General features: G+C 68.1%; 20 protein-coding genes. 9 read left to right on the forward strand and 11 right to left on the reverse strand.

Going from position 1 to position 23,356, the window contains the following annotated elements; all coding sequences use genetic code 11:
• From IPM80_20195 to IPM80_20210, 4 genes are all read right to left on the reverse strand, one after another.
• Positions 1-450, reverse strand: a 450-nt coding sequence (locus IPM80_20195) for an amidase (GenBank protein ID MBK8960674.1), incomplete at its 3' end; no start/stop codon positions are given.
• Positions 447-635, reverse strand: a complete 189-nt coding sequence (locus IPM80_20200; GenBank protein ID MBK8960675.1) for a hypothetical protein — start codon at positions 633-635, stop codon at positions 447-449. The genes IPM80_20195 and IPM80_20200, both read right to left, overlap by 4 nt.
• Positions 636-769: 134 nt before the next feature.
• Positions 770-1,348 (reverse strand): molybdopterin-dependent oxidoreductase, encoded by a 579-nt coding sequence (locus IPM80_20205; protein MBK8960676.1) that lies wholly within the window; start codon positions 1,346-1,348, stop codon positions 770-772.
• Positions 1,281-3,671, reverse strand: coding sequence for a diguanylate cyclase (locus tag IPM80_20210; protein ID MBK8960677.1), 2,391 nt, complete (start codon positions 3,669-3,671; stop codon positions 1,281-1,283). Before IPM80_20210 ends, IPM80_20205 begins: the two co-directional genes overlap by 68 nt.
• Positions 3,672-3,813: 142 nt before the next feature.
• Here IPM80_20210 and IPM80_20215 point away from each other — a divergent pair, with 142 nt between their 5' ends.
• Together IPM80_20215 and IPM80_20220 are read left to right on the forward strand one after the other, a co-directional pair.
• Positions 3,814-4,821: a methyltransferase gene (locus IPM80_20215; protein MBK8960678.1), complete on the forward strand. Its 1,008-nt coding sequence runs from the start codon at positions 3,814-3,816 to the stop codon at positions 4,819-4,821.
• A gap of 14 nt (positions 4,822-4,835) precedes the next feature.
• The gene (locus IPM80_20220) at positions 4,836-5,300 is read left to right on the forward strand and encodes a nuclear transport factor 2 family protein (protein MBK8960679.1); all 465 of its coding nucleotides are present in this window, start codon (positions 4,836-4,838) and stop codon (positions 5,298-5,300) included.
• Between the two features lie 194 nt (positions 5,301-5,494).
• Here IPM80_20220 and IPM80_20225 read toward each other — a convergent pair whose 3' ends face one another.
• The 4 genes from IPM80_20225 to fabG are packed head-to-tail and all read right to left on the reverse strand — an operon-like array spanning position 5,495 to position 9,260.
• Positions 5,495-6,637 (reverse strand): acyl-CoA dehydrogenase family protein, encoded by a 1,143-nt coding sequence (locus tag IPM80_20225; GenBank protein MBK8960680.1) that lies wholly within the window; start codon positions 6,635-6,637, stop codon positions 5,495-5,497.
• Between the two features lie 3 nt (positions 6,638-6,640).
• Entirely contained in the window at positions 6,641-7,924 is a 1,284-nt protein-coding gene (locus IPM80_20230) for an aminotransferase class III-fold pyridoxal phosphate-dependent enzyme (GenBank protein ID MBK8960681.1), read from the reverse strand.
• Positions 7,921-8,457 carry a VOC family protein gene (locus tag IPM80_20235; protein MBK8960682.1) on the reverse strand — a complete coding sequence of 179 codons (537 nt, stop codon included), beginning with the start codon at positions 8,455-8,457 and terminating at the stop codon, positions 7,921-7,923. The genes IPM80_20230 and IPM80_20235 overlap by 4 nt, the downstream gene beginning before the upstream one ends.
• A 35-nt stretch (positions 8,458-8,492) precedes the next feature.
• Entirely contained in the window at positions 8,493-9,260 is a 768-nt protein-coding gene (gene fabG, locus IPM80_20240; GenBank protein MBK8960683.1) for a 3-oxoacyl-ACP reductase FabG, read from the reverse strand.
• A gap of 122 nt (positions 9,261-9,382) precedes the next feature.
• On the opposite strand from fabG, the gene IPM80_20245 reads away from it, so the two are divergent.
• The 3 genes from IPM80_20245 (at position 9,383) to IPM80_20255 (ending at position 12,751) form a co-directional block, all read left to right on the forward strand.
• Positions 9,383-10,396 (forward strand): phosphotransferase, encoded by a 1,014-nt coding sequence (locus tag IPM80_20245; GenBank protein ID MBK8960684.1) that lies wholly within the window; start codon positions 9,383-9,385, stop codon positions 10,394-10,396.
• Positions 10,397-10,448: 52 nt separating this feature from the next.
• Positions 10,449-11,453: a formylglycine-generating enzyme family protein gene (locus IPM80_20250; GenBank protein ID MBK8960685.1), complete on the forward strand. Its 1,005-nt coding sequence runs from the start codon at positions 10,449-10,451 to the stop codon at positions 11,451-11,453.
• Positions 11,454-11,722: 269 nt separating this feature from the next.
• Positions 11,723-12,751 carry a hypothetical protein gene (locus IPM80_20255; protein ID MBK8960686.1) on the forward strand — a complete coding sequence of 343 codons (1,029 nt, stop codon included), beginning with the start codon at positions 11,723-11,725 and terminating at the stop codon, positions 12,749-12,751.
• Between the two features lie 113 nt (positions 12,752-12,864).
• On the opposite strand, the gene IPM80_20260 is transcribed toward IPM80_20255, so the two are convergent.
• Positions 12,865-13,839 carry a 2-dehydropantoate 2-reductase gene (locus IPM80_20260; GenBank protein ID MBK8960687.1) on the reverse strand — a complete coding sequence of 325 codons (975 nt, stop codon included), beginning with the start codon at positions 13,837-13,839 and terminating at the stop codon, positions 12,865-12,867.
• A gap of 16 nt (positions 13,840-13,855) precedes the next feature.
• Positions 13,856-15,397 carry an AMP-binding protein gene (locus tag IPM80_20265; GenBank protein MBK8960688.1) on the reverse strand — a complete coding sequence of 514 codons (1,542 nt, stop codon included), beginning with the start codon at positions 15,395-15,397 and terminating at the stop codon, positions 13,856-13,858.
• Between the two features lie 189 nt (positions 15,398-15,586).
• On the opposite strand from IPM80_20265, the gene IPM80_20270 reads away from it, so the two are divergent.
• From IPM80_20270 to IPM80_20285, 4 genes are all read left to right on the forward strand, one after another.
• A complete protein-coding gene (locus IPM80_20270; protein ID MBK8960689.1) occupies positions 15,587-15,964 on the forward strand; it encodes a hypothetical protein in 378 nt (125 codons plus the stop codon).
• Between the two features lie 87 nt (positions 15,965-16,051).
• Positions 16,052-17,296: a TolC family protein gene (locus tag IPM80_20275; protein MBK8960690.1), complete on the forward strand. Its 1,245-nt coding sequence runs from the start codon at positions 16,052-16,054 to the stop codon at positions 17,294-17,296.
• Positions 17,289-18,578 (forward strand): efflux RND transporter periplasmic adaptor subunit, encoded by a 1,290-nt coding sequence (locus IPM80_20280; protein ID MBK8960691.1) that lies wholly within the window; start codon positions 17,289-17,291, stop codon positions 18,576-18,578. Before IPM80_20275 ends, IPM80_20280 begins: the two co-directional genes overlap by 8 nt.
• On the forward strand, positions 18,575-21,694 hold the full coding sequence (locus tag IPM80_20285) for an efflux RND transporter permease subunit (protein ID MBK8960692.1): 3,120 nt from the start codon (positions 18,575-18,577) through the stop codon (positions 21,692-21,694). Before IPM80_20280 ends, IPM80_20285 begins: the two co-directional genes overlap by 4 nt.
• On the opposite strand, the gene acpA is transcribed toward IPM80_20285, so the two are convergent.
• A complete protein-coding gene (gene acpA / locus IPM80_20290; protein MBK8960693.1) occupies positions 21,671-23,332 on the reverse strand; it encodes an acid phosphatase in 1,662 nt (553 codons plus the stop codon). The two genes, IPM80_20285 and acpA, sit on opposite strands and share 24 nt — an antisense overlap.
• Between the last annotated feature and the right edge of the window lie 24 nt (positions 23,333-23,356).

Genomic DNA, 23,356 nt, shown 5'->3' on the forward strand with positions numbered 1-23,356 from the left:
GCAGAACGAGGCCGGCACGCGCACCGAGCCGCCGGTATCGCTGCCGAGCGCGAAGTCGCACAGCGCGGCCGCCACCGCCGCCGCCGAGCCGGATGAAGAGCCGCCCGGGATGCGCCCGGGCGCGCGCACGTTGCGCGGCGTGCCGTAATGGGCGTTCTCGCCCGCCACGCTGTAGAACAGTTCATCGCACACGGTCTTGCCTATCATGTCGGCGCCGGCCGCGAGCAGGCGTGTGATGAGCGGCGAGGTATGTCGTGCCGGCGCATGGCTGGCGAGCCACGCCGGAGAGCCGCCGCCGCTCACGTAGCCTTCGATATCGAACAGGTCCTTGACCGCGAAGCGCAGGCCGCTGAGCGGGCCGCCGGGCGTGCCGGCGATCGGCGGCGGCGTGTGGGGCACGAAGGCGCCGACCGTGTCGTGCGGCGGCGTCGGCGCGGCAGGGTGGTTCATGATGGGTGCGCGGCGAGGCGCGCGATACGGCAGGGCAGGCCACGCAACAGCCACGCGCCCATTACCGGGTCGATGTTGGCATCGTCGTCCGCGGTGCAGACATTGATGTTGGTCGCCCACAGGCCGAACGGATCGGCGCGGTCGTCAGTGCCTTCCGGGTACCACCAGCGATCGGCCTGCACCACGCGCGGCGCGACCTTGTCCGACAGTTGCGCGACGTGACGTACCTGGCCGAGGGCGGTGTGGATCGTGAACCACGCGCCGTCGACGATGCCGGCCTCGCGTGGTGTGCGGATGCAGGAGTGCCACGGATGCGGCGTTACCGCCGGAAGCGCGCTGCCTGCACTTTCACGAAAGCTTCCGAGCGACGCGCCCGCCGCTGGTGAGCAGCAGCGGATAGCAGTCGGTCGGCGAACAGCGCGGGCCGGGTGGCCAGTGGCAGCGCCGACTGTCCCCAGCGTTCGAGCAGGCTCGACGCCAGTTCGACCTTGCCGCTGGGCGTGCCGTAACGCGTGGGCGTGAAAGCCGCCGCGTGATCGGGATGACGCGCCTCGGCGCCGGCCAACATGCCGCGCGCCGCCACGCGCTCGAAGTCGAGCCCGGCCGGCGCCAGGCATTGCGTGTAGAAGTCCTCGGCGCGCCGAGGCCACGCGTCGCCCTGGCCCAGATGTTGCGCGAGGTCGCGCCACAGGTCGTAGTCGGAGTGATGCTCGTGGTTCGTTTCGAGTGCGGCGTGATTGGCCGCGACAAAATCACCGGCCGGCGCGACGAAGGCGATGCCCAGCGAGAAATACGGTTTCTCCAGCCAATGGGCGGCCGGCAGCAGGTAATCAGCCAGCGCCGAGGTTGGGGTGTGGAAGAGATCCTGCACCACCAAGAGTTCGAGTTGCTCGCTCATCAGTGCGCGCGCCGCGGCGGCGGCGTTGGCATTGGCGCCGAGCGGATTGTGGTGCTGCACCACCAGCGCCTTGACCGCATAGGGTTCGGCGTCGGTGATGGCGCGCCATAAACTCGGTTCGTGGGCGGTGGCTATCCAGCTCAAGGCGTGACGATGGCCATGCCAGGCGCGCGCCATCGCTGCGTCGACATCGTGGTAACCGTGACCGAGAAACGCGAAGCGCTCGGCGCCGAGGCGCTTGGCCTGTTGCGCCGGCGGCAGATGATCGGCATCGAGCATGCGGCCGTTGGCGCGGATGTCGCGCGGCGGCCCGGCGAGCTGATGCGCGCCGGCGCGGCCGAGGTTGCCGCCGAGGGCGATGAGATTGGCGATGGCGCGCGGTGTGCAGCGCCGGCGTACCGCTCTGGCACAGCCCGTTGCCGGCATTGATGACGGTCGGCCCGTGACAGCCTATCGCCTCGGCCACGCCGGTCAGGGTGTCGACATCGATTGCGCACTCGGCGGCGAGCTCAGCCAGGGATTGCGCGGCGAGATGCGTGGCGAGCGCTTCGAAACCCACGCACTGTTCGCGCACGAAGTCGGCATCGAACCAGCGGCGTTCGATCATCACCTTGAGCAAGGCCAGCGCCAGCGCCGCGTCGCTGCCGGGCAAGGGCGCAAGCCACAGGTCGGCGCGTTGTGCTTCCTGGGTGCGCAAGGGATCGATGACGATGAGCTTCGCACCGGCGCGATGGGCGCGCGAGATGGCGCGCCACAGCAAGGGCGCCGAGGCGATGGGACGCATGCCCCACAGCACGATGCAGCGCGTGACGCCCGCGAGCGGCCACGCGAACACGCTGGGGCCGAAGCCATAGGTGAGCGACTCGGCGAGCGTCAGGGTGCCGTAGCAGACCTTGTCCTGGCCGCAGCTGTTGGGGCTGCCGAAGCGGTTGAGGAAACGCTCACCCATGCCCCAGTCACCGCCGCGAAACGGCCGTAGCTGTAGGCCAGGCCTTCGGCGCCATGCACGTCGGTGATGGCGGCTATGCGGCTCGCGATCTCGGCGATGGCGTCGGTCCAGGAAATCGGCTGCCATTGACCGGCGCCGCGCGCGCCGACGCGCTTCAAGGGCCGATGCACGCGCGCCGGGTGATACACGACCTCGGGCGCGTCGGTGGCCTTGGGGCAGACATAACCTTGGCTGATGGCGCCGTGCCGGCGCCACGCTCGTCAGCTTGTGAGGCGCCGGGGCGGTCGCGGCGCCGGGCGGCACGCTGGCGGCCAGCACCACGCGGTCGCGGCCTTCGTTCTTGGCGCGGTAGAGCGCGCGATCGGCGGCCGACAGCAGCTCGTCGATGCTCGCGCCATCGGCCGGGTAGCTCGCCACGCCGATACTGACCGTGCATTGCACGCGCTGGCCGCCGAAGTCGAAGGAGGTATTGGCGACACCCAGGCGGATGCGCTCGGCGGCGTCCAGCGCGGTGCGCGCATCGGATTCGGGCAGCAGCGCGATGAATTCGTCCCCGCCCTGGCGCGCGCAGTTGTCGGTGCCGCGCAGGGCGGTCTTCAAGACCTCGGCGATGGTCGTCAACAGCCGATCGCCGGCGGCATGGCCGTGTTGATCGTTGGTCGGCTTCAAGCCATCGGCGTCGATCATCAGCACCGCGAACGGCCGGCCATGACGCTGCGCGCGCTCGTGCTCACGCCTCAAGATGCCGCGAAACGCCCGGCGGTTGGGCAGCCGCGTCAAATCGTCGGTCTGCGACACGGCCTGCAGCGCGATGCGCGAGAACTTCATGTCGGCGGCGAGCTGCATGACGAGGTAGGTGGTCAACACCATGGGCGCGAAGCGCGTCAGGAGATCGTTGAGCATCGCGCCCGAGAATTTGAGTTCACCGACGGCGCCGAAATCGAACTGCAGGTAGATGACCAACACCAGCGCCAACTGCAGCAGCGTGGTGGTCTTGCCGAGGGTCAGGCCGCTCATGATCAGCGCCAGCAGGTAGAGATTGAGCAAGGGGCTGGCGCTCTTGCCGGTCTGCCATAGCAGGTAGGTGATGAACGTCACCATCAGCCAGGTTTCGACGGCGAGCCGCAGCCGGCTCTCGGTGCGGAACAGGCCGGAATAGCGATGGATCAACACGCTCGCCGCGTACAGCACGGTGGCGCCGATGAACAGCGGCGGGTTCGCGATCGGCGAAGTGGGGGCGACGTAATAGAGCGTGACCAGCGCCACCAGCAGCCACTGCAGTTCGGCCATGCTGCGCGAAAAGCCACGCAACTCCATTTGTTCGATGCTGAACACGCCGGTGGCTTGCAGGGCGTCAGCCAAAGGTGCCGGCATTGCGGCCCTCCAGTTCATTATTCTTGAACGCCCCTTAGCGGCCGCCCGTTCGCTCGGCTTTACCGGCGGCCGGCCTTGCGTTTCAATGCAGACGCTCGCGCGCCACGGTTGCGCGGGCCTTCATGAATACCAAGGAGCGAGCATGGGCGCAGCAGCCGGCGCGGGTGACTTGAGACCCACCACCTTCAACCGCCATCTCGGCAACGTGTATCCGGCCCTCGCGATGCTGGCTGGCATGCAGCTGGAAGTATTCACGCCGCTGGCCGCAGGGCCGCTGAGCGTCGACGAGCTGGCGGCGCGTCTCGCGGTGCAGCCGCGCAAGCTCAAGCCCTTGCTCTACGCGCTGGTGGTGGGCGGCCTGCTCGAGGTCGACGGCGAGCGTTTCGCCAATACCGCCGAGAGCAATGAATTCCTGGTGGTGGGCAAGCCGCGCTACCTCGGTGGCACGCATGGCGCCTATGCCGACCTGTGGTCGGCCAGCCTGCATACCGCCGCCTCGATCCGCAGTGGCCAACCGCAGGCGCGCCATGATTTCGCGGCGATGTCCCATGCCGAATTGAAAGCCTTCATGCTCGGGCTGGACGCCGGCGCCACCGCCACGGCGCGCCGCCTCAACAAGGATTTCGGCATCGGCGGCGCCATGCAGGTGCTGGACGCCGGCGGTGGCGCCGGTGGTCTCGCCATCGCGCTGTGCGAACTCGAGCCGGCCTTGCACGCCACCGTTGGCGAACTCGGCAATGTCGCGCCCATCGCCCGCGAATGCGTGGCCGAGGCCGGACTCGGCGCGCGCGTGACGGTGATCGAATGTGACCTGGTCAGCGCGCCGCCGCCCGGCGCCTACGACGCGGTCATCATGCGCGCGCTGCTGCAGGTCATGAGCGCCGAGCATGCGCGCCTCACCGTGCGTCACGGCGCGGCCACGCTCAAGCCGGGCGGTGGCCTGTACATCGTCGGTCGCACGCTGGACGACACGCGCCTGTCACCGCTCGACGCGGTGGCCGCCAACGTCATGTTCCTCAACATCTACGACGACGGCCAGGCCTACACCGAAAGCGAATACCGCGGCTGGCTCGCTGATGCCGGTCTGGGCGACATACAGCGCCGCGAACTCGCCGGCGGCTACAGCATCATCCACGGCCGCAAGGCGTGAACGGGAGCGCAGCAATGGCAATCACTCGGCAAAGCATGAGCGACGAACAGCGCAAGTCGGTGGCGCTCGAATATTTCAAGTCCATGGACCAGGGCGGCGTGACGTCCGACGGCCAGTCGATGTTCACGCTGTTCGATGAACGCGCGCAGGCCTACTTCCCGAAGTGGGGGCTGGCCAATGGCCGCGCCGAAATCGAGAAGATGTTCGGCGAGGTGGGCAGCACTTTGAAAGGCATCACCCATCATTACGCGACCTTCAACTGGATCTTTTCCGGCGGCGACCTGGTGGTGGTGGAAGGCACCAGTCACGGCGAACATCGCGACGGCGCGTGGCGCGCCGGCCAGCCCGAATCCGCGCCCGGGCGCTTTTGCGACGTGTTCGAGATCCGCGACTTCCTCATCCAGCGCGTCTTCATCTACCTCGACCCGGATTACGCGTGCAAGGACACGGCGCGTTACCCGTGGTTGGAGTCTCGCTAGTACGCGTCCATGTCAGGCTGAAGCCTGACCCACAACTCGGCTGACTTTCGGGCAGGCCGCCCGCATCGGGGGCCCCGCGCGCGCCCCCCGGGGCGACGACGGGGGGGGGGGGAAGGGGGGGGGGGCGTGGGGGGGGGGGGGGGGGGCACCCACAGGTCTCCTGACTGCAGGCAAGTATTCAACCGCTGGGGCAATCAATCGCCCCGCGCCAGCGCCCGCGCGATGACGAGATTCTGGATGTCATTGGTGCCTTCGTAGATCGACAACACCCGCGCATCGCGATAGTACTTTTCGAGCGGATGCTCGCGCGTGTAGCCGGCGCCGCCCAAGGTCTGCAGCGCGGCCGAGCACACCTGTTCGGCGCTTTCGGTGGCGAAAGCCTTGGCCATCGAGGCCGCCAGCAAGGCTGATTCGCCGGCGCTCGCCAAGGCCGCGGCATGCCAGGTCAACTGCCGCGCCGCCTCGAGGCGCGTGGCCATGGCGGCGAGGCGAAAGCCCACCGCCTGGTGTTCGATGATGGCCTGGCCGAAGGTCCGGCGTTCGCGCGCATAGGCGAGCGCGGCATCCAGCGCCGCGCGCGCCACGCCCACGGCCTGGGCGGCGACGCCGATGCGCCCGCCTTCGAGATAGGCGAGCGCGATGCGATAGCCGTCGCCGACCGCGCCGAGCACGGCGTCGTCGTCGAGTTCGAGATCTTCCAGCCGCACTTCGGCGGTATCGCAATTGCGATGCCCGAGCTTGTCTTCGAGCCGTGCGACGCGGTAACCCGGCGTGTCGGTCGGTGCCAGGAAGGCGCTGATGCCGCGCTTGCCGGCGCTGGCGTCGGTGACCGCGATGATCATCGCGAGCTGCGCGCTGGCGCCGGCGGTGACGAAATGCTTGGCGCCATTCAATACCCAGCGCTGGCCGCGCCGCTCGGCGCGCGTGGTGATGGCGGCCGCATCCGAACCGGCATGGCTCTCGGTCAGCAGGAAGCAGCCGCGCAGTTCGCCGCGCGCGAGCGGCTTCAACCAGCGCGCATGTTGCGCGGCCGTGCCATGATCGCGCAGCGCCGTCGACACCGGCGAGTTGGACACGTTCATGAGGTTGGTGAGACCGCAGTCGGCGGCGGCGAACTCTTCTGTGACGAGGGCATAGGACAGCATGTCGAGGCCGCTGCCGCCGAGTTCGGCGGGCACCAGCATGCCGAAATAACCGAGCGCGGCCATGTCGCGCAGCACGCCCGCCGGCACGCCGCGCTGCTCGCGTTCCCAGCGCCCGGCGTGGGGCGCTATCTCGGTCTGGGCAAAGACCCGTGCGCCGGCGCGCAGGGCCTGTTGTTCATCGTTGAGCAGCATGGTTCACAACGCGCCCAGCACCTCGTCGAGCGCGCCCAGCAGCAGGTCGGCGTGTTCGGTCTGGATCGGCAGCGGCGGCCTCATCTTCAAGACGTTGTCGAACTCGCCGATGCGGCCCATCAACACGCCGCGGTCTTTCATGAGATTGATGGCGCGCTGCGCTTCGGCGCTGGCGGGCGCCTTGCTGGCGCGGTCCCGCACCAGTTCGACGCCGACCCACAGGCCCTGGCCGCGGATGTCGCCGATGATGGCATGCCGCGCAGCGAGTGCACGCAGACCCGTGCGCAGGTGTTCGCCCACCGCGCGCGCGTTGTCCATGAGCCGGTCGCGTTCGAGGATCTCCAGCACCTTGGCGCCGACCGCGCAGGACACCGGGTTGCCACCGAAGGTGTTGAAGTAGAACACGCGTTCGCGGAATTCCTCGACGAGGTCGGCGCGCGCCACCACGGCGGCGAGCGGATGGCCGTTACCCATGGGCTTGCCGAGGGTGACGATGTCCGGCACCACGCCCATCGCTTCGTACCCCCACATGCGCCCGGTGCGACCGAAGCCGGCCTGCACTTCATCGGCGATGAACAGGCCACCGGCGCCATGCACCACCTCCACCGCGCGGCGCATGAAGCCCGGCGGCACATCGGGCAGCCCTTCGTTGGCGAAGATTGAACACAACAGGAGGCCGGCGAAGCCGACGCCGCTCGCCTCGAGATCGGCAATCGCGCGTTCGAGTGCCGCGATGTAGTAATCGCACAGCGCCTCGCCCGTCAAACCTTGCGGCGCGCGGTAGCTGTCGGGATAGGGAATGGTGCGCACTTCGGCATGGGGCGGCGCGGCGGCGCCGTAAAACAGCGGCGACACCGCGTCGACCGCCGTGGTGTTGCCGTGGTAGGTGAGATTGGTGCACACGATGCCCTGCTTGCCGGTATGGCAGCGCGCGATGCGCAGGGCCTGGTCGTTGGCCTCGCTGCCGGTGCACACGAACAGGATCATCGACAGCGACGGGTCGAACTTCGCCACCAGGCGTTCGCCGTAATCGAGGATGGTTTCGTGCAGGTAGCGGGTGTGGATGTTGAGCGTGCCGGCCTGGCGCGCCAGCGCTTCGACTACTTCGGGATGACAATGCCCGACCAGCGGCACGTTGTTGTAGGCATCGAGATAGCGGCGCCCGTCGACGTCGTACAGCCATACGCCTTCGCCGCGCACGATGTGCAAGGGCGCGTCGTAGAACAGCGGCGCCTTGGCGCCGAGCAGTTTCGCGCGGCGCGCGAGCAGGGTGGCGGTATCGCTCATCGCAGCACGTTGTTGGGCGTGTGGTCGCCCGCCAGCCAGCGTTTCAGATCGGCATGCGCCGAGGCGCGCCGCGCCGGCGCGATGTTGAGGCCGTCCGCGGAATCGACCGTGAACTCGATGATGCAGCCGTTCGGATCGGTGATGTAGATCGAATGGCAGTAGCCGTGCTCGAGTTCCATGAAGCGCGGCTCGGTGTAACCCGCCGCCAGCACGCGCGCCTTGATGGCGGCCTGGGTTTCGGCATCGACCTTGTAAGCCTGGTGCTGGAACAGGCAGAACGGCATGTCGGGCGCGAGTTCATCGTGATCGGCCGCATCGGCGAACTGGAAGAAGGCCAGCGCGCCGCCGTCGCCGATGCCGAAGAAGGCGTGGCAGTAGGTGCGCATCTTGCCGAGCAGGGTTTCCTTCTCGCACCAGGTCGCGATCAGGGGCAGGCCAAGCAGGTCTTCGTAGAAGTGCCGCGTGGCTTCCAGATCGCGCGTCACGGCGGCGGTGTGATGAAGGCGGCTGGGCAGGGACGGACTGGCGCTCATGATGTCTTCCTCGTTACTCGGTGATGGCACGCCGTTCAGGCGTTCAAGGCTTCCAGGCTTTCCGGTTGCACCTGCCCGCCATCGACGACGATGGTCTGGCCGGTGATGTAGGCCGCTTCCTTGGAGGCCAGGAACAAGGCGGCGTTGCCGACATCGTCCACCGATCCGAGCCGCTTCAAGGGAATCGAGGCGGCCATGGTCTTCAAGTAGTCCTCACCGAGGTCGGCGAGACCTTCGGTGACGATATTGCCGGGCAACACCGCGTTGATGGTGATGCCGAAATTCGCGAGTTCGATGCAGGCGGTGCGCATGAAGCCGAGTTGGCCGGCCTTGCTGGCGCCGTAGTGGGTCCAGCCGGGAAAGCCGGTGATGGGGCCGGTGATGGAGGAGGTCAGCACCACCCGCGCCTGGTCGGATTTCTTGAGATGGGGCAGGCAGGCTTTCACCGCCAGGAAGCTGCCCTTGAGATTGGTCGCCATCACCGCGTCCCATTCGGCGACGTCCATGTGCTCAATCTTGGTCTGCGGGAACATGCCGGCGTTGGCGCACAGCACGTCGATGGCGCCGAAGGCGTCGAGCGTCGCCTGCGCCATCGCCTGGCACGACGTCCAGTCGCTGACATCGGCCGCGCAGGCGCGCGCTCCCTGGCCGAGTTCCGCCGCGCAGGCCTCGGCCTCGGCGAGATGGCGCGAGACCACCATCACCCGCGCGCCGTGACGCGCGAACACGCGCGCGATGCCCTTGCCTATGCCCTTGCTCGCTCCCGTCACCAGCACCACGCGACCGGCTATCGACGTCAACATCCCGCATCCTCCCCAAGCTTCAAGATGAGTCTCGTCCACGGCAGGATAACCGATGAAATATCCGCGCCGGAATGATTTAATCGAAGTCGACTGAGGACTGACCGGGCAAGGGGCTGTCGGCCATGACCACGCCATTCGAGCAACTCGACGAAGCGCAACGGCGCGCGCATCTCGCGACGGTGGCGGCGCGCGCGGCGCCGCGCTGGGGCGTGACGCCGGGCGCGCGCATCACGCTGCTCAACATCTCGGAAAACGCCACCTACCGCATCGACGATGACGCCCATCCCGAGCCACTGATCCTGCGCGTGCATCGCACCGGCTATCACAGCATCGATGCGATACGCACTGAACTGGCGTGGATGAAGGCTTTGAAGGAAGACGCCGGCGTCGAGACGCCGCAGGCCATGCCGGCGCTGGACGGTGAACTGATCCAGACCATCGCCTGCCCGGAGCTCGATGAACAGCGCCAGGCCGTGATGTTCGCCTTCATCGCCGGTGCGGAGCCGGCCCAGGACTCGCTCATCGAACCGTTCAAACGCCTGGGCGCGATCGCCGCGCGCATGCACGCCCATGCGCGCAGCTGGCAACGGCCCGACTATTTCGAACGCCTGGTGTGGGACTTCGAAGGCGCGGTCGGCAAGCGTGGCAACTGGGGCGATTGGCGCAATGGCCTCGGACTCGACGCCGCCGCCATCGACCTGCTCGAGCAGATGGTGGACAAGATGGGCGTGCGGCTCGAAGCCTTCGGCATGGACGATACGCGCTTTGGTCTCATCCACGCGGATCTGCGCCTCGCCAACCTGCTGGTGACCGCCGACGATACGCGCGTGATCGATTTCGACGACGCCGGCCTCGGCTGGTACCTGTACGACATCGCGACCGCGGTCAGCTTCATGGAAGAACGTGAAGACCTGGCCACCCTGCTGACGGCGTGGGTGGCGGGTTATCGCAGCGTGGCGCCGCTCAGCGCGGCGGAGGAACGCGAGATCCCGACTTTCCTGATGCTGCGTCGCATGGCCATCCTGGCCTGGATCGGTTCCCACGGTGAAACCGATCTGGCGCGCGAACTGGGCTTGCCCTATACCGCCGGCACGCTGCGTCTCGCGCGGCGTTACCTCGACGAATTTCCCGGCTGACGACGCCGCGTGGGCGTGGCGCCGGGCCACGCCTGGTGACTGGAGTACTGCAATGCGTGTGAAGATGTCATGGGCGCGCCGTGCGGCGCTGCTGCTTTTCCTGTTGGCGGCGAGCGTTGCGCGGGCCGCGCCCGAGGTGGTGGAGAATTCGCTCGGCATGAAGTTCGTGCGCATTCCCGCCGGCGACTTCACCATGGGCAGCGATGCGACGCCGGACGATCTTGCGAAGCACTTTCCCGCTTACGACAAGCAGCGTCTCGGCAAGATTGACGACGAAGCGCCGGCCCATCGCGTGCGCATCTCGCGCCCGTTCTATCTCGGACAGCACGAGGTGACGGTGGGGCAGTTCCGTCGTTACTTGGAACAATCCGGCCATGTGCCTGAATCGATCGCCGATCGCACCGGCGGCTATGGCTACAACCCGGATTACGATCCGGACAAGACCGTGCGCGGCGATGCCTTCGAAGGTCGCGACCCGAAATATTCGTGGACCAATCCTGGCTTCAAACAGGGCGACGATGAACCGGTGGTCAACGTCAGCTGGAATGACGCGGTGGCGATGGCGAGATGGCTCAGCGTGAAGGAAGGGCGCCATTACCGCCTGCCGACCGAAGCCGAATGGGAGTACGCCTGCCGCGCCGGCAGCAATACGACCTTTCCCAACGGCGACGACCCGCAAGGCCTGCTCGCCATCGCCAACACCTTCGACGCCGATGCCGCGGTCAACTGGCCACGTTGGCAGGAGTGGGCGTTGCCGGGCCACGATGGCTACGCCTTCACTTCGCCGGTCGGGCGCTTTGCGCCCAACGCCTTCGGCGTCTACGACATGCTCGGCAACGTGTGGGAATGGGTCGGCGACTGGTACGGCGCCGACACCTATGCGCGTTCACCGGCGGCCGACCCCACTGGGCCGCCAAGCGGCACGCGCTACGTGCGCCGTGGCGGCGCCTGGCACAGCTGGTCGCTGTACGCGCGCTGCGGCTTTCGCAATTGGAACCCGCCGGAGTCGCGTTACACCCTGCTCGGCATGCGCCTGGTGTTCGAGGCCGAGCGCTGAGCGCGACGCGCGCGAAACACCCATCCCGTCACACAACCCGCTGCCACCACGGCGGGCGGCCTTGAACTCCGCACGCGCGTCCCGAGATACATGTTCGAAGCGACGCGCGTGCCGTGCATGAACGTCGAATTGAGAAGGCATCGGCATTCCGGTGGCGCCGCGCGATCTTTTTGGTGACCCGGGTCACCATGGCAGTGCTCGGCGCTCGGCATAGTGCGCGGCATTGACGGCGGCCCGCGCGGTCGTACAGAACATGAGGATGGAAGGACATGAAGAAGCGTATCGATGATTTTCTGCGCCGTCGCAACGGCGGTGATGACGACGACGTGTTGCACGGCGATCGCGGCAGCGACGATCTGCGTGGCGGCGGCGGTGACGATGTACTGGACGGTGGCCGCGGCGACGACGACCTGGTTGGCGGCACCGGTGATGACACCCTCAAGGGCGGCGTCGGCGACGATTCGCTGGCCGGCGATGCCGGCGACGACCGCCTGTTCGGCGGTACCGGCAACGACGACCTGCGCGGCGGCCGCGGCGACGATCGCCTGACCGGCGGGCTCGGTCGCGACCTCCTGGCCGGCGGCGTCGGCAATGACACCTACGTCATCGATCGTATCGACGAGATCGGCAAGAGCAGCAGCGACGCGGGCATCGACCGCGTCGTCAGTTCGGTGTCCTACGGCCTCGGTAACCACCAGGAACGCCTGTCATTGATCGGCACTGGCGCTCTCAACGGCAACGGCAACAGCGGCGACAATGTGCTGACCGGCAACAGCGGCGGCAACCGCCTGACCGCTGGCGCCGGCGACGACACGCTGAACGGCGAGGCCGGCGACGACCGCCTCAATGGCGGTGCCGGCGATGATGACCTGCGCGGCGGCAGCGGCCACGACCTGCTGCATGGCGCGGCCGGCGACGACCGCCTGCATTACGACGCCGACGACAGCCGCGTCGACGGCGGTGCCGGCGAGGACACCCTGGTCATCGACGGCAGTGGCGTGAATCTCGACCTGTCGACCGTCGCCGACGGTCTCATCACCGGCATCGAAGAGATCAATCTCACCGGCACCGGCGACAACAGCATTACCTTGAACTTGAGCGACGTGCTGGCGATGTCACCGACCACCGACACCCTGATGCTGACCGGCAATGCCGGCGACAGCGTGACCTCCAGCGGTCAGGGATGGGTGCTGCAGGTCGGCGAGACCGAAGTCGAGCACGGTCACACCTACGATACCTGGACCTCGGGTCTCGGTACCCTGCTGGTGGACCAGGCCATGACCGCGACCTTGAGCTGAGGGCGGTCGCACAGGTGGAATGTGCGAATGAATTCGCACCTACAGCGACGGCGATGGCATCCCGCCCCTGTAGGTGCGAATTTATTCGCACACCGACATCCCCAGCACGCGCATCAACCACACCCCGCCACCCGCGCGCGCGCTTCGACCAGCGCCAGCACGGTGTCTATGGTCGGCGTGGCGACGCCGACCAGGCGACCGAGCTCCGCCACCGCCGCCACCAGGGCATCGGTTTCGAGCCGGCGTCCGCGTTCGAGGTCCTGCAGCATCGAGGTCTTGTGCGCGCCGACCGCCGCCGCGCCGGCGATGCGCTTGTCGACATCGATGGGAAATTTCACGCCCAGGGCTTCGGCGATGGTTTGCGCTTCGACCATCATGGCGCGCGCCACCGCGCGGGTGCCGGGATCGGCGCAGATCACGTCGAGGGTCGCGCCGGTCAGGGCGCTGATGGGATTGAAGCTCAGGTTGCCCCACAGCTTGATCCACAGTTCGTCGCGGATCTCGCGACGCACCGGTGCCTTGAAGCCGGCATGGCGCAGCGCATCGGACAAGGCGGTGACGCGCGCGGTCTTCTCGCCCGACGGTTCACCAAGCGTGAAGCGATCGCCTTCGATGTGTTGAATGACGCCGGGTGCCACCACTTCGCAGGCGGGGTAGACCACGCAGCCGATGATGCGCCGCGCTTCGATGGTGCGCGCCAGCAGACCATCGGCATCGACGCTGGTGATGCGCGTGTCGCGCCACGGCCCGTCGAGTCCATGGAAGTACCACCAGGGCAAACCGTTCACCGCCCAGATCACCGCGGTGTCGGCATGGAACAGCACCGGCAGCCGCTCGACCATCGCCGCCACCGAGTGCGCTTTCAGGGCAATCAGCACGTAGTCCTGGGCGCCGAGTTCGGCCGGATCTTCGACGCAGGGCAGGCGCAGGGTGAGATCGCCCGCGGCGCTGCGCAGGCGCAGGCCGTGTTCGACGATGGCCTCGCGCTGCGCGCCGCGCGCGACCAGCGAGACTCCGACACCGCTGGCGGCGAGCCGCGCGGCGATGAGTCCGCCGATGGCGCCGGCGCCGTAGACCGCGAGTTTCATCGGCCGCTGGCGCGCGTCATTCGAGGCCCAGCAGCTTGGCGAGGCCAATGCGGGTCAGCTTGCCGGTGCTGCCCTTGGGGATCTCGTCGACGAATACCACCCGCGCCGGCACCTTGAAGCCGGCCAGCTGGGTGGCGGCGAAATCGCGCAGCGCGCGTTCGCTGAGCGCCGCGCCGTCGCGCAGCACCACCGCCGCCGCCACGTCTTCGCCGAGCTTGGCGTGGGCGATGGCGAAGGTCACCGCCTGTTTCACATCGGGATGGGCACAAAGCACGTCGTCCACTTCGCGCGGCGCGATCTTCTCGCCGCCGCGATTGATGATCTCCTTGATGCGGCCGCTGATGGCGAGATAGCCATCGGCGTCGATGACGCCGAGATCGCCGGTGCGGAACCACGGCGCGCCACCCTCGGGATCGGGCGCGAAGGCCGTGGCGTTGGCGGCCTCGTTGTTGGCGTAGCCGCGCGTGACGTTGGCGCCGCGAATGACGATTTCGCCTTCGGCGCCGGCCGCGCAGAATCCGCCCTGTGCATCGAGCGTGCGAACTTCCGGCCCGGCCGGCAGGCCGACCGCGCCGGCCTTGCGTGGCGCCGGCGGCAAGGGATTGGAAGTCATCTGGTGGGCGGCTTCGGTCATGCCATAGGCTTCCAGCACCGGGCATGCGAAGACTTCCTCCAGGCGCGCCATCACCGGCGGCGGCAAGGATGATGACGAGGAGCGGATGAAGCGCAGCGGTGCGCGCATGATGATGTCGCGATTGCGCTCGGCACGATCGAGGATCACCTGGTGCATGGTCGGCACGGCCGTGTACCAGCTCGGGCGCGCGGCATCCAGCCAGCCGAAGAAGGCGGTGGCGCTGAAGCCCGGTGTGCAGGTCACCTGGCCGCCGCTCGCCAGCGATGACAGCACCGCGGCGATCAGGCCGTGAATATGGAACAGCGGCATGATGTTCAGGCAATGATCGGCCGCGGTGAGCGCCAGCGTGCGCGGAATATGGCGCGCCGAGGCCATCAGGTTGCCCTGTGACAGCGGCACTATCTTGGGCCGCGAAGTGGTACCCGAGGTGTGCAACACCAGCGCGACGTCGTCGATGCCGGGCGCGCGCGGCACGCCGGTCGCGCTGACGGCGCGCGTGTCGAGCGTGAACAGGCCGGCGCTGGCGGCCGGCTCTTCGTGAAGTTCGATGATGGCGATGCCGGCGCGTTGCGCGACATCGCGCGCCGGGCTCGAGTCGCCGGCGGCGAGGATCATGGCCTTGGGCGCGAGGTCGTCGAGGTAGAACTGGAACTCGGCATCACGATAGGCGGGATTGAGCGGCGCGGCGGTGGCGACCGCCGCCACCGACACGAAGCAACTCGCCATGGCCGGGCCATTGGCCAGCACGATGGCGACGCGATCGTCGGCGCCGATGCCGACGCGTGCGAGATCGGCGCCAACCTGGCCAATCTGCGCGCGCAATGCGCCGTAGCTGCTGGTGACGCGGCCGGGTGCGCCGAGCGCGGGCGCGTGGTCGGCGCCGGCGAGCAGGCTCACCAGGGGAGAAGAAGTGACAGCGGACATGGGCGGCCTCGTTGCTCGGGTTGGCGGATGATAGAGGGGGCCATGGGGCCGCTCAAGCGCGCTTGACCGCTGTCGTTGGCGCAGCGCTGGCAAACAGGCTAGGCTTGAAATAGTCATAGAGCATCGCCATCAAGTCTTTGGTTCCCGCGCACGCTACCCAGGCATCAACATCCATACCCGTTCAACGCCATGCTTCGTCGTTTCCACCGCATCGTCATTGCCCTGTTGCTGGCCACGCTGCCGGTGATGGGCTTGGCGGGTTTCGCGCGTGAAGGGCAGAGCGGCTGCGCCATGCACATGCAGGGCGACATGCACGGCACGCAGGCCGGGCAGGGCGAACACGCCATGACCATGGCCGAGCACTGCAAGGCCATGCACGCCGCCGCCAAGGCGACATGCAAGAACGGTGGTCATTGTGCGATGTGCGATGATCTCTCGACCTCGCTGGCCGTGACCGAGCTGCCGCTGGCAGAGGCCGGTGACGCCCAGGGCATCACGCTGCAAGGCGTCGATTTCCTCCTCGATTCCACCGTCGCCGGTCTCTGGCGACCTCCGCGCTTGAGCTGATTCCGCGTGCCGTCGCGGTGACCCGTGATCACGGGGCGCCGTCGTCGCCGTGCCTGTGCGCACGGTTCGTCGTGGAGTTGGCGTGTCATGAAAAGATTTATAGCGGCCCTGCTCGGGGCCTTGATGCCGTGGTGCGCTGGCGCCGCGGACAGTGTGTCGGTGGGCTTCGACGAAGCGCTGGCGGTCGCCGAGAGCAATGCGCCCAGCCTCGCGGCGGCCGGCGCACGCGACGCGGCGGCGCGTCACGCGGCCATCGCGGCCGGCGAATTGCCCGACCCGAAATTAATCGTCGGGCTCGACAACCTGCCAGTCACCGGCGCCGATGACTGGTCGCTGGGACGCGACTTCATGACCATGCAGCGCGTGGGCGTGAGCCAGGAATGGCCGAACGCGGGCAAACGCAAGGCGCGCGTCGCCGAAGCGCAGGCCGCCATCGCCGACGCCGAGTTCGTCGCCCGCGCCGAACGCCTGACGGTGCGCAAGGATGCCGCGCTGGCGTGGCTGGCGGCCTATTACAGCGTCGCGCGACTGGCCTTGCAGGACGAACTCACGCACGAGAACGCGTTGCTCGAGAAGACCACCGCCGCGCGTTACGCCGGCGGCTCGGCGGCCAGCGCCGAGCTGTTGGCGGCGCGCCGCGAAGCCTTGCTGCTCGCCGACCAGCGCGACGAGTTGCTGGCCGCCGAGGCGGCCGCCAACGCCGAACTGCGGCGCGTGTTGGGACGCCCGGCGGTGATCAAGGCGGGCGCCGCCGTGCCGGCCATCGACATCGATGCCGCGCATCTGCGCGCGCACCTCGAGCAACACCCCGACCTGCGCGTCTACGACGCGCGCGTGGCCGCCGCCAGCGCCGCCTTGCGTGAAGCCGAAGCGTCCAAGCGTCCCGACTGGAACGTCGAACTCGCCTACCAGCATCGCGGCCCGCGCTACGGCGAAATGGTGTCGGCGGAAGTCTCCATAGACCTGCCCTTGTTCAGCGCGCGGCGCCAGGACCCGACCATCGCGGCGCGCGCCGCCGACGTCGCCGCCATGAACGACGATCTCGCCGCCGCGCTACGTGTGCACGAAGCGGAACTCGAGCGGGATCTCGCTGACTACCAGCGCCTCGCGCAACAGCGCCAACGCATGCGCGACGCGCGCTTGCCGCTCGCCGAGCAGGCCTTGTCGCTCGCCTACCGTGCCTACGCCGCCGGCGAGGCCAGCCTCGCCGAGCTGTTGGCCGCGCGTCGTGAACTGGCGAACCTGCGCTTCGATGCGCTCAATCTCGATGCCGCGCTGACCATGGCCGCGGCCGGCATCTATTTCCGTTACGAGGGTGGCGAACATGACTGAGCAGGGCACCCAGGGGTTCGCGAAGTCGGCCCTGATGATGCTGGTGATACTGGCGCTCGGCATTGCCGTCGGCCTGGTCATCGGCCGTGGCGGCAAGACCGTCGACAACGCCACGCCGAGCGCCTCGCCGGCCGCCGCGCCGACGCCGGCCGAGCGCAAGGTGCTGTACTGGTACGACCCGATGAAACCGGACCAGCATTTCGACAAGCCGGGCCGTTCGCCCTTCATGGACATGGATCTCGTGCCGCGCTACGCCGAGCCGGCCATGACCGCGAGCGATGCGCCAGCCGCCGGCGGCGCCATCAAGCTCGATGCGGACCTGCCGCGTCGCCTCGGGCTGCGCACCGTGCAAGCGACACGCGGCCATCTCGAGTCGCGCATCGAGGCAGTCGGTGAATTCCAGTACAACCAGCGCGATGTCGCCAATGTGCAGGCGCGCGTCGACGGTTTCGTCGAACGCGTCCATGGCCGTGCGCCCGGCGACGTCGTCGCGCGCGGTGCGCCCTTGGTCACGCTGTTGCTGCCGGACTGGGGCAGCGCGCAGCAGGAATTCCTCGCCGTGCTGGAATTGGGCGATGCGCGCCTGGCGGACGCGGCGCGCACGCGCCTGCGCCTGCTCGGCATGTCCGCTGACCTGATTGCGCGCGTGGAGCAGACACGCAAGAGCGAGGCGCTCGTCACCCTCACCAGCCCACTGGCCGGCGTCATCACCACGCTGGACGTGCGTAGCGGCATGCGCGTGGCGGCCGGCGAGCCGCTCGCAACCATCAATGGCATCGACCCGGTGTGGCTGGAGGTGGCGGTGCCGGAGCAGCTCGCCGAGAGCGTACGCGTCGGCGCCGAGGTGCGCGCCGAGCTCGCCGCCTATGCCGGCACGGTGTTCCGCGGCGAAGTGGCGAGCATCCTGCCCGCCGCCGACAGCGCCACGCGCAGCGTGCGGGTGCGCGTCAGCTTCGCCAACGCCGATGGCCGCCTGCGTCCCGGCTTGAGCGCGCGGGTGACGCTGGCCGCGCCGCGCGGCGATGAAGTGGTGCTGGTGCCGAGTGCGGCGCTGATCCGCGGCGGCCAACAGGATCGCGTGATCATCGTCACCGATGACGGCCGCTACGCGCCGCGCGTGGTGCATGCCGGACGCGAAGCCGAGGGCCAGGTCGAGATCCTGCACGGGCTGGAGGCGGGCGTGACGGTCGCCGCCAGTGCGCAATTCCTGCTCGATGCCGACGCCAGTCTCAAGGGCGTGGCGCCGGAGATGCCGGCCATGCACGAGGGCCATGCGCCATGATTGCCAACATCATCGCGTGGTCCTTGCAGCGGCGCCTGCTGGTACTGCTGGCAAGCCTGGGCCTGGCGCTATGGGGCCTCGTGTCGCTGCGCGCGACACCGATAGACGCCTTGCCCGACCTGTCCGACGTGCAGGTGATCGTGCGCACCACCTGGGCCGGCCAGGCGCCGCAGATCGTCGAAGACCAGGTGACTTACCCACTCACCACCACCCTGCTGGCGGTGCCGGGCGCCAAGAGCGTGCGCGGTTATTCCGCGTTCGGCGATTCGTTCGTGTACGTGGTGTTCGCCGATGGCACCGATCTGTACTGGGCGCGGGCGCGCGTGCTGGAAACCCTCAACCAGCTGCAGGGTCGCTTGCCGGCGGGCGTGACGCCGGTGCTGGGGCCGGACGCGAGCGGCGTCGGCTGGATATTTCAATACGCGCTGGTCGATCGCAGCGGCCGACATGATCTCTCGGAACTGCGTGCCGTGCAGGACTGGCTGCTGCGTTTCGAATTGAAGGCGCTGCCCGATGTGGCGGAGGTCGCGACCATCGGCGGCATGGTGCGCCAATACCAGGTCCAGCTCGATCCCGAGCGCATGCTGGCGCGCGGCATCGGCGTCGATACGGTGATGAGCGCGGTGCGTGCCGCCAACCAGGAAGCGGGCGGCGGCGTGGTCGAACTCGCCGAAGCCGAATACATGGTGCGCGCCAGCGGCTACCTGCGCACGCTCGCGGACTTCGAAACCATACCGCTCGGCCTCGGCGCCAACGGCACGCCGTTGTTGCTGCGTGATGTCGCGCGCATCGCGCTCGGCCCCGAGCCGCGGCGCGGTATTGCCGAGCTCGACGGCGAAGGCGAAGCGGTTGGCGGCGTGGTGTTGCTGCGCGCTGGTCGCAACGCCAGCACCACCATCGCCGCGGTCAAGCGACGCCTCGCCGAACTCGCTCCCAGCCTGCCGGACGGCGTCGAGGTCGTGACGGTCTACGATCGCTCGCAACTCATCGAACGCGCCATCGACAACCTCAAGAACAAGCTCGGCGAGGAGCTGCTGGTGGTGGCGTTGGTGACCTGGCTGTTCCTCATGCACCTGCGCTCGGCGCTGGTCGCCATCGTCACCCTGCCGCTTGGTGTGCTGTGCGCCTTCGTCATCATGCAAAGCCGTGGCATCAACGCCAACATCATGTCGCTGGGCGGGATCGCGATCGCGATCGGCGCGATGGTCGATGCCGCCATCGTGATGGTGGAAAACGCCCATCGCCGTCTCGAACTGTGGCAGGACGCCCATCCCGGGCAGACGCTGGCCGCCCCTGCGCGCGTGCAACTGGTGGGCGAGGCGGCCATCGAAGTCGGGCCGGCCCTGTTCTGGAGCCTGCTCATCATCACCTTGTCGTTCACGCCGGTGTTCGCCCTCGAAGCGCAGGAAGGACGCTTGTTCGGACCGCTGGCGTTCACCAAGACCTATGCGATGGCGGCGGCGGCCGGCCTGTCGGTGACCCTGGTGCCGGTGCTGATGAGTTTCGCCATGGGCGGGCACATCACGCGCGAAGCGCGCAATCCGCTCAACCGTTTCCTGATCGCGCTCTACCTGCCGCTCTTGAACGCCGTGCTGCGTTGGCCGCGCGCCACCTTGCTGGTGGCGGCGCTGGCGCTGGCGAGCTGCATCCATCCGCTGCGCCAGCTCGGCGCCGAGTTCATGCCGGCGCTGGACGAAGGCGACCTGCTCTACATGCCGACCACCTTGCCCGGCCTGTCGCCGGCCGCGGCCAGCGCTCTCCTGCAGCGTACCGACCGTATGATCGCGGCCGTGCCGGAAGTCGAACACGTGTTCGGCAAGGCCGGTCGCGCCGAGACCGCGACCGATCCGGCGCCGCTCGAAATGTTCGAAACCAACATCAAGTTGAAGCCGCGTGACGAGTGGCGCGCCGGCATGACGCCCGAGAAATTGATGGCCGAACTCGACCAGGCGGTGCAGGTGCCGGGCCTCGCCAACCTGTGGGCGGCGCCGATCCGCACGCGCATCGACATGCTGGCTACCGGCATCAAGAGTCCCATCGGCGTGAAAGTGGCGGCCGCTTCGCTGGACGCCATCGATCGCGCCAGCACGGCGGTCGCCAAGGTCGCGCAAAGCGTGCCGGGCGTGAGCTCGGCGGTGGCCGAGCGCGCCACCGGCGGGCGCTACATCGACGTGCGCATCCGGCGCATGGATGCCGCGCGTTACGGCATGAGCGTCGCCGACGTGCAGCGCCTGGTCAGCAACCTCATCGGCGGCGAGAACATCGGCGAAGTGATCGACGGCCGCGCGCGCTACCCGATCAACCTGCGCTATCCGCGCGAGCTGCGCGACTCCGTGACGGCGCTGCGCGAACTGCCGTTCAGCGCGCCCGGCGGTCAGCGCCTGACCCTCGCCAGCGTCGCGGATGTGCTCATCAGCAGTGGGCCACCGGCCATCAAGAGCGAGAATGCGCGGCCGTCGGGCTGGGTGTATATCGACGCGCATGGCCGCGACCTGGTGAGCGTGGTGCACGACATCCAGCGCGCGGTCGCGCGCGAGGTCGAACTCGAGGACGGCGTGACCTTGAGCTATGCCGGACAGTTCGAATTCTTCGAACGCGCCCGCGAACGCCTGACGCTGGTGGTGCCGGCCGCGCTGGTCATCATCCTCATGCTGCTCTACCTCATCTTCACGCGTTTCGACGAGGCCCTGCTGATCATGGTGACTTTGCCCTGCGCGCTGGTCGGCGGCATCTGGTACCTGTACCTGCTCGGCTATCACTTCTCCATCGCGACCGCCATCGGCTGTATCGCGCTGGCCGGTGTCGCCGCCGAGTTCGGCGTGGTGATGCTGCTGTACATCAAGCACGCGCTTGAGGCCCATGGCGGGCGGCGCGACGAGGCCACGGTGCTGGCGGCGGTGCGTGAAGGCGCGGTGTTGCGGGTGCGGCCCAAGGCCATGACCGTGGCGGTGATCGTGGCCGGCCTGGTGCCGATCATGATGGGCCACGGCAGCGGTTCGGAGATCATGAGCCGCATCGCCGCGCCGATGGTGGGTGGCATGCTGAGCGCGCCGCTGTTGTCCTTGTTCGTGCTGCCGGCGGCCTACCTGTTGCTACGGCGAGTCAAAGATCTGTAGGTCCGATTTCTTCTGTTTGGGCGGCGGCTGGCGCTCGCGCGCCCGCTTGCCGTCGGCCGTGCGCTTGTCGTGCGCCGTGCGCTTGTCGGCCTTCTTCTTCTTGTTCTTCTTCTTGGATGGCGCGGTGTCGATATCGAGCGCGGCGGTGAGATCGCCGACCGCGGCGCGTACGCCGGGCAGCGGCGCGAGGTTGTAGCGGCGCGTGATGAGCTTGGCGATGGAGGTGGTGTCGTACACCGTGCTGTCGACGTAATGCTTGCGCGCGAAGGGCGAGACGATGATGGCGGGGATGCGTGTGCCGGGCCCGAAGCGGTCGCCCTGTGGCGGCGCCACGTGGTCCCACAGGCCGCCGTTCTCGTCGTAGGTGATGATGATGAGCGTCGACGGCCACAGCGTGCTGGCCTGGATGCGTCGCACCACCTCGGCGATGTGCTTGTCGCCGGACTCGATGTCGGTATAGCCGGGATGCTGGTTCAGTCTGCCGCTCGGCTTGTAGAAGCTCACTTCCTCGAGCGCGCCGTAGTCGATGGCCTCGAAGAATTCCTCGGCGTCCTTCAGGTGCGCGAGGCGCTCGGCGGTGCCGGGTGCGTATTTCGCGAAATAATTGAACGGCTGGTGATGCGCTTGGAAATTGGCGGCGCCGTTGTCGCTCTTGTAGATCACGCTGCGCGCGCCCGGCGCATGCACGGCATCGGCCTGCGCATCGCGCCATGCGCCGGCATACCAGGCCCAGGTCACGCTGCGCGCGCTCAAGGTGTCGCCGATGGTGGTGGCGGTTTGCGGCGGCAGCGGGTGGCCGGCCGGATCGGCGCGACTCGGGTCGCTGGCGAGCGGCGCGATGCCGCTCGGTTGAAACGGCGGCTGCACGGTGTTGACCGCGTAGCCGTCGGGTGTCACGGCGCGATCGGCGACGTAAAGCGGCGGCCCATCGACGGCGCGCGCCGGTGAATCGGCGCTGCGTCGCAGACGCCCTTGTTCGTCGAGTTCGGCACGCAGTTCCGGCGGCGCGTCCTTGTACTCGGGCGTGCACGCGCAGACCAGCCAGAAGTGGTTGAGAAAGGAGCCGCCGAAAGCGCCCATGAAGAAGTGATCGGCGAGCGTGTATTCCTGCGCGAGCTTCCACAGTTCGAGGCTCGCGCCGTTGTAGTGACCCATGCTCAAGGCGCCGGCATCGGACACCGCCGCGAACTGGTCGAGCCTGCCGCCGTTGATCTGCTCGATGTGCTGGTAGTAGCGGTGCACGAGATCGCGGCTCGGTACGTCGAGGCCGAGCTTGGCGCCGGCGGGATCGTCGATGGCGAACGGCCGGTTGGGCAATTGCGCCGGGAAGCGCGTATCGGCGCGCGGCGCGGCGCCGTGCGCGGCGGGGCTTTGCCACACCGGCGGCAGGAAGGGCAGCAGCGCGCCATTGCGATCGCGCTGCTCGTATTGCTCGGGCTTGGCGTTGGCGATGCCGTCGGCGCCCGGGAACAGGCCGTACAGGTTGTCGAAGCTGCGATTCTCGGCGTAGATCACCACGATGTGCTGGATGCTGTTCAGGCCCGGCGCGCGCGGCTTGTCGGCGGCGCCGACCTCGACCACGCCCAGCGCCATGGCGAGCGCCACCAGGAGAGCAAGCGGCTTGGTGATTGGGAACATGAAATCGACAGTCCTCGGGCGCGG

It is taken from the genome of Pseudomonadota bacterium (genome assembly GCA_016719885.1).
GTDB lineage: Bacteria > Pseudomonadota > Gammaproteobacteria.